5 protein-coding genes and 1 pseudogene are annotated in these 5,989 nt (G+C 58.7%); 2 read left to right on the top strand and 4 right to left on the bottom strand.

The features are described from left to right. Window positions 1-587, top strand: a 587-nt coding sequence (locus tag D769_RS20330; RefSeq protein ID WP_008648945.1) for a TolC family protein, incomplete at its 5' end; no start/stop codon positions are given. Window positions 588-1,599: 1,012 nt separating this feature from the next. On the opposite strand, the gene D769_RS32945 is transcribed toward D769_RS20330, so the two are convergent. After that, on the bottom strand, window positions 1,600-1,878 hold the full coding sequence (locus tag D769_RS32945) for an NUDIX domain-containing protein (RefSeq protein ID WP_231582260.1): 279 nt from the start codon (window positions 1,876-1,878) through the stop codon (window positions 1,600-1,602). A gap of 113 nt (window positions 1,879-1,991) precedes the next feature. Between D769_RS32945 and D769_RS20315 the strand changes: the two genes are divergently transcribed. After that, entirely contained in the window at window positions 1,992-2,447 is a 456-nt protein-coding gene (locus tag D769_RS20315; RefSeq protein ID WP_008648942.1) for a group 1 truncated hemoglobin, read from the top strand. A 534-nt stretch (window positions 2,448-2,981) separates the two neighbouring features. On the opposite strand, the gene D769_RS20310 is transcribed toward D769_RS20315, so the two are convergent. The 3 genes and pseudogenes from D769_RS20310 to D769_RS31310 all read right to left on the bottom strand — a co-directional run bounded on the left by D769_RS20310 (window position 2,982) and on the right by D769_RS31310 (window position 5,506). Then, window positions 2,982-3,884 carry a DUF2950 domain-containing protein gene (locus D769_RS20310; protein WP_255354598.1) on the bottom strand — a complete coding sequence of 301 codons (903 nt, stop codon included), beginning with the start codon at window positions 3,882-3,884 and terminating at the stop codon, window positions 2,982-2,984. Between the two features lie 25 nt (window positions 3,885-3,909). Beyond that, window positions 3,910-5,061, bottom strand: a pseudogene (locus D769_RS20305) (DUF3300 domain-containing protein). Window positions 5,062-5,224: 163 nt separating this feature from the next. Continuing rightward, window positions 5,225-5,506 (bottom strand): CopK family periplasmic copper-binding protein, encoded by a 282-nt coding sequence (locus D769_RS31310; protein WP_029309018.1) that lies wholly within the window; start codon window positions 5,504-5,506, stop codon window positions 5,225-5,227. Window positions 5,507-5,989: the final 483 nt, after the last annotated feature.

Below are 5,989 nucleotides of genomic sequence, written 5' to 3'. Positions count from 1 at the left end.
CCGACGTGCGCACCACCGCGGCCCTGCTGCGCGCGCAGGCGGCCAGGCTCGGCAGCGCCAAGGCCGATCTGCTGCCGCGCTTCTACCTCAGCTTCATCGGTCTGGATGGACGCATTCGCATCGACGGGTTGCCGGCCCTCAGCGGTACCGGCGGCCTGCTGAGCGCCGGCGTCGACCTGCCGCTGTTCAACGCCGGGCGCATCCGCGCGAATATCGCGGCCAACGATGCCCGGCTGCAAGCGGCACTGGTTGAGCACGAGAAGGCGGTGCTGCGCACGCTGGAAGAAGTGGACAGCGCCTACGGCGTGCGCCATGGGCTTGACCTAAGGAGCCAGCGGCTGGAAGGCACCCTTGCTATTGCCCAGCGCAATGCCAACCAGGCGCAGCGGCTGTATGAAGGTGGGCGGCGCACTCTCCAGGACGTGCTCGATGCCCGCATCGGCGCACTCCAGCGAGAAGACGAAGTACTCCAGGCGCAGACCGGGCAGGCCCTTGCCACGGTCCAGCTCTACCGGGCGCTGGGCGGCGGCTGGTCAGAGGCGGACACGGTCGAGCCAGCTTCTGCAGACCGGGACGCGCGCGGCTGACACCGATGGGCGGGCGGGTTCACGGCCGACTCGACGAACCCTGATGCAATCGGCTCCCCATGCCGATAGCGGCCCCCCTAGTATGAAGTGCCGGTTGTTGTCCGTGGAGACGATGAACGCCGCCTAGTGATTGGCAGGACTTGTTCTACAACGCCGCTATCGTAGTCACCTCGAAGTGAGCTTCGACTTCGGGTGTTGGTAGATCTCCCCACCCTCGCCAGCCATGGGCAATGGGATGCTTTGGAGGCCTCTTACCCGTCTCCAATATTGTCTGCTACGGGCCGTCGACATCTTTCGATTCTGTGCCGGAAAGCAGCCAAGGCAACTATATTTGCAAGACCCGTAACCTTTCCAAGACGATTCTGGATATCTTCGCAAGCAGGCCTGCCGTCATCGGAGCCGGCGCACAAATGGCGTCAACCTGGGTGCAATGGGGGGTGCTTACCAACAATAAGAAGGGCTTTCTGCGCTGCTCAATGTCGCGCATCACCTCAAGCGAGGGATGCTTCGACATGGGGTCTCCAATCCGTACAATCCGATGGCAACTCGCTTGCGCTGCTGTACGAGAACGGCCGCAAAGCAAAGCTTCCCTTTGACGGAGAAGTTTGGTTGAAAGCTTATGTCGATGGCTCTGAGCGTACAGTTCAAGTGGAGTCGGGGACGCGATTCCGATGGCGGGTGAATGGCCGGTAGTGTCCAGACCAACGCAGCCGATGTACTTTTCCCTGCTCGCCAGAAATGGAACGCGGTTCTTCTCTTTGATAAATGGAACCGTCCGGAAATATGGCGTTTGATTCCTGACCGCCCCCGACATAGAGCCGTCAACACGTTCGACGAAACCAGCAACGGGAAGCTCGTTGAGACCAGTCGGCGTGCACCAAGCAGCAATGCAGCTCTAGACGCTACGACAACGAAGGCTTGCATATTGTCGAAGGAAGTAGGGGCGGACAGGAAAAAAAGAGCGCTGCCTCGGAACGAGTCCAGCGCCCTCCGGATAAACTCACTCCATAAACTAGAGCAACGTGGTCTCCTCCAGCAATTCCCGGCTTGCCGCATCAACAAATGGCTCGTCCTTGCTTGGACGCCCGCCCGGCAGCGCCCACGTGCTGCCGTCCTTGGAAACCAGCAACACGCGATCGCCGCGAGCACAAACCACCGTGGCTCTAGCCGAGGGCTTTGGCGGCCTCGTCGTCGAAGGCGTGTATGCACGTCGCTTGCTCGCTCCGTTGGGCGCCGGAATCTGGTCTTTCGATGCTTGGACCAATGCCACGCGGCAGCATGGCAGAAGCATTCCAATCAACCGGTGTGCGATCCCGCACAGATCGACCAGCTCGGGTGTATTAGGTTGCTGTTCGCGGGATTGCTGCCCCGCAAACTCCTGCAGGAGACGGAGATGGGAACACTGTGGAGAGCATTCTCGCAATCTCGTTCGCACTTTGCACTGCCTTTGGGCCGGCAGTATCGGCGCAACAGACCATTACCCAGGCGTCCCTTTATGATCGTTTGGGAGGGCTAAAGGGCATCACAGTCGTGGTCGACGATTTTATCGACCGACTCGTCGCAAATAAAACACTAAACCAGAATCCTGCCATCGCTGCGGGCCGCAAGAGTTCTCTGCCACCATATCTCAAGTTCCAGGTTGCGCAATTGGTCTGCGAGGTCAGCGGTGGCCCATGCAAGTACACCGGAAAGCCGATGAACGAGTCGCACGCTCTTCTGAATATCAGCGAGCGCGAGTGGGATGTGATGGCCAAGGAGTTTAAGAAGTCCCTGGACAAGTTCAAGGTTCCGGCAGCAGAGCAAAAGGAGCTGTTTGATATTGTCGGCAAGACGAAAGCGGATATTGTCGTCAGGAAATGATCCTCGCCTTGGCCGAAGCGACCGTTGCATACTGGGACACCTTGCGCGTAGTCGCGTCCCAGGCTGTCTCAGCGCCGCCGTAAGGCGTCGAACGCCAATCCGAGCGTGATCCCGACCAATGCGAGAACCCGCCTGGGGCACCACCTATGGAGCAGCGATCGGAAGCTTGGACGGCGTCGCCTGCTGTCGACCGTTATCTGCTAGTGAACATCCCGTGCCGGCGGATCAGCGGCTCGGCAAAGGTCCGCTCGACGAACTCCCGCAGCTGGCTCAGGTCGGTCCGGGTGCAGACCTCCGTGGTCTGCACCGAGGCATGGCCGAGCAGCGCCTGTGCCTCATCGGTCTTTCGGCGCGGTTAATCCGGACTCTCGACCACGGGTATCGTCGTGGTGTGCGTCAAACGGATTGCATCCTATTCAGATTGACCCTGACACGCTTGACCTTGGGTAAATGTCAGAAGCAATACTCCGACCCTCGCCTGCGCAAACGCCTATAGGCACTGCCGATAAGGAAGGCGTAGCTAGATGAAGGAAATCATGGTGAGACCCGGCGCCAACCCGGGTCGGGATCAAACGACTTCATTGCCGCAGCCTTGGTCGCACCGTCCAGGCCCAAGTCACGCTCGTAGACCTGGCCCTCATGGCTCATCATGAAGCTCATAACACCAGTGTCATGGTAGCGAACGGGCCAAGCCAACACAGCAAAACCATCGAGCATCCTTCCATTTACGACATAGTCGAATGCTCCGCCTGGCGCGTGATCGCCTTGAGAGGTCAGGAGTTTGTAATAATATCCGTAGTAGCTTTTCGTCCTGACATTACGTTTGCTCGCCGTGGAGAAGCCCGGCCCATGGGGGCTCCGGGGCCTAGTTGCACGTGTCGGATGGCTCATTTCGGCTTGCTCATCAGAGATGCTGGTCTTGTTGGCGGCATACACCGACACAGCAGAGCGGTGCTGTTCGGCCAAGGCGTACTTGTACTGCGCGTCGTAGATTGCCAGCATCATCTGGATTACGGCCAGCTCGTTTCGACTGATCCGACGCACACGCATTTCTTCAACACCGGCTCGCGTATCGAAACGCCAGCCTTTCGCAGTTTTCACCAAGGGAATAGGCAATGTCCAACCGTCGTTGCCTACGGCGATGTAGGCGTAATTGCCTGCTGCCTGGATCGCATGCGAAACATTCCAAGCGTCGAGGAACTGCAATCGAATCTCGGCGCCAACGGGTGGGATGAAATCTCGAAAGTTAGACCCCAAGATGGCCCTCATGGCCCCCACGTCGTTGGCGGCGATGGCATCGCCAAACGCGCTCATCGCGACCGCTGGGGAGCTAAACAGACTGTTCGCGAAACTAGCGGGAAGCGCCCCGAACGCGAGCGCCAATATGGTGGCCACCGAGCGAGCTACGGCGGCAAGCCGGCAGCCGGGAAATCGCATTGGCGATTTCATGCTTAACCGTCCTTTAGCGCCTACCCCCGCCGCGTCCACGCGCGCCACCGCCGCCATATCCGCCACCGCCTCCACGACCGCCACCCGCATTTCCACCACCACCGCCGCGTCCGCCGCCGCCCGTTCCGATGCCTGAGGACTGCAAGCTGGAGTGTCCACGGTCGAAATCGCGCTGGGCGGTTGCGCCGCGCCCGCCAACGCCCTGGAAAGCGCCGTCGCGTCCACTGCTAGCGCCGCCTGCGCGATTGCCACGGCCGCCAGCGCGGTCCGAGACGCGGGCACGATTACTCGCCTGGCCCCGATCACCAGTTCCACCCCGGCCGCGGAATTCGTTGCGCCGGTCTGCACCCGCCATACTCCTGCCATCGAATTTCTCACGCGAAGCGTTGTCGCGATACGCTACACCCTTGCGGTGGGAGGCATCAACGGTAAAAGTAGCGGTCGATATTGGCTGCCTTGTTGAAGTTGATGTTCACGTCGCCGTGGCCCCAGTTTGCGCTCCCGAAAATTGCCCCGGCCGCAACCAAGCCTACGCCCCAGGCAAATCCGGTGGCCAGTGCCGCGCCAGGATAGTAGGCGGGATATGACTTCCAGTAGTAAGGCGGATATGCCGGGTAACTCCAGCCCCCGTAGACCGTGGTGGGGATGTAAGCGGCACATAAATGAACTGTGGATCCGCAGGCTCGATGCGCACGATTGACTGGCTGGCCTGCCCCCGTATTGGCGCCGGCGCAGGCTCCACGATCACGTTCTGCTGCTTGCTCGACTTGAGGTTCCCAGACTGCTGGGCGTGCGCAATCGCTGTACCGCAGCGAGCACGTCCGACTCCTGAGCGAGAAAAGCGTCACCAAGCTTCTGTGCCCAATCGAGTCTGTCGCTCATCGGCTCTAGGGCTTATGGAATGGCGACCAGCGATTTCACGCTGACATCCCACGCCAGACCTCTCGACTGCCTTGAGCACGACATTGCCCTTTACCCCCGGGTTGGCCTTGACCAAGCGCGCTGCTTGCACGATCTCCTGCGGATAGGTGGAAGCCATCACAACTTAAGTCAGAACCGAGTCGGGATAGAGCGCGATGGGCGCGACCAGTGCCTCGAATTCCTCAGGCTTGAAGGGGGCAGCGTGGGCCGGCACCTCCTGAGCATGCAAGGTAATCGAAACCATCGCCAGCACCGCGAACAGCCAATGCATATGGTTTGGGCCAGTCGTTCACCCCAAATATTCGTGGCTTCCCTCCTTGCTTGTCCGTCTCAATGCCACTAAGCCCGAACCTGTGTAGTGTCCTGATCCGTCGTTTCCGGGACGGAGCAAGCGGGCGCTCAAGAAATCAATTTCCACGTCGCTGTTCCCTCCTGTTATCGTCAAGGCGAAATATCTGGTTTTCTTTCATAATAATCTTACCGCCATCCTTCATCTCCATAGCCATACCCTCTTTCATATGCATGTCATGGCCATACGGATCCTTCATGACTATTTTTCCATTATCCATTACATGAACATACGATCCATTTTTGAGTTCATAGGACTTCACAACTTTGCTTGTATCTTCTGCGGTGGCCGAGAATGAAATCATTGTCGCGAATACTGCAGCGGCGATTCTATTGCGCATGACGGCTCCTGATTGGGAAGCACCGAAAGGAACGACCATTTCACTTTATACCAACCAACGGGGTGTGTACACGACACGACCGACTGCTTGCCATCACGGCTGTTTGGTGTCGACGGCGGGGGGCGCCGAGCGCATTTAGATGCGTCGTGTACGACTGTCAAGTGCGACTCCCAAGCGGCGTGAGGATTCGTCCTCACAGATGTGCGAGGCTTGCTCGGGGCGAGTCAAGTGCTGGTCAAACTCAGCATTGCAAAATGCAATGTGCCCTATAAGCTGCAAATATGTTTAAGGGAAAGATAACTACACTTTCCGTGGGTATCGTAGTCAACGATGCAATTTAGCCGCGAAGAGATTCATCATCTGCTGCGAGTTTGCGAAAAAACTAAACAATTCGATGCCCAGATCTCGGCTTTCGCAAGCGTAGGGTGCAGTGACACCGTTGCGGCGGTCTAGTCCACAATGACCTTGCCCCTGTTCCACGAA

Origin of the sequence: Cupriavidus sp. HMR-1 (assembly GCF_000319775.1) — a bacterium.
Taxonomy (GTDB): Bacteria; Pseudomonadota; Gammaproteobacteria; order Burkholderiales; family Burkholderiaceae; genus Cupriavidus; species Cupriavidus metallidurans.
Note: the sequence above shows the minus strand (reverse complement) of the source record. Positions and strands in the feature narration are given on the sequence as shown.

What these genes read in the sequence shown, in the direction of transcription:
- D769_RS32945 (WP_231582260.1), bottom strand. Translation starts at nt 1,878, where the DNA reads ATGCTTCTGCCATGCTGCCGCGTGGCATTGGTCCAAGCATCGAAAGAC.
- D769_RS20310 (WP_255354598.1), bottom strand. Translation starts at nt 3,884, where the DNA reads ATGCGATTTCCCGGCTGCCGGCTTGCCGCCGTAGCTCGCTCGGTGGCC.
- D769_RS31310 (WP_029309018.1), bottom strand. Translation starts at nt 5,506, where the DNA reads ATGCGCAATAGAATCGCCGCTGCAGTATTCGCGACAATGATTTCATTC.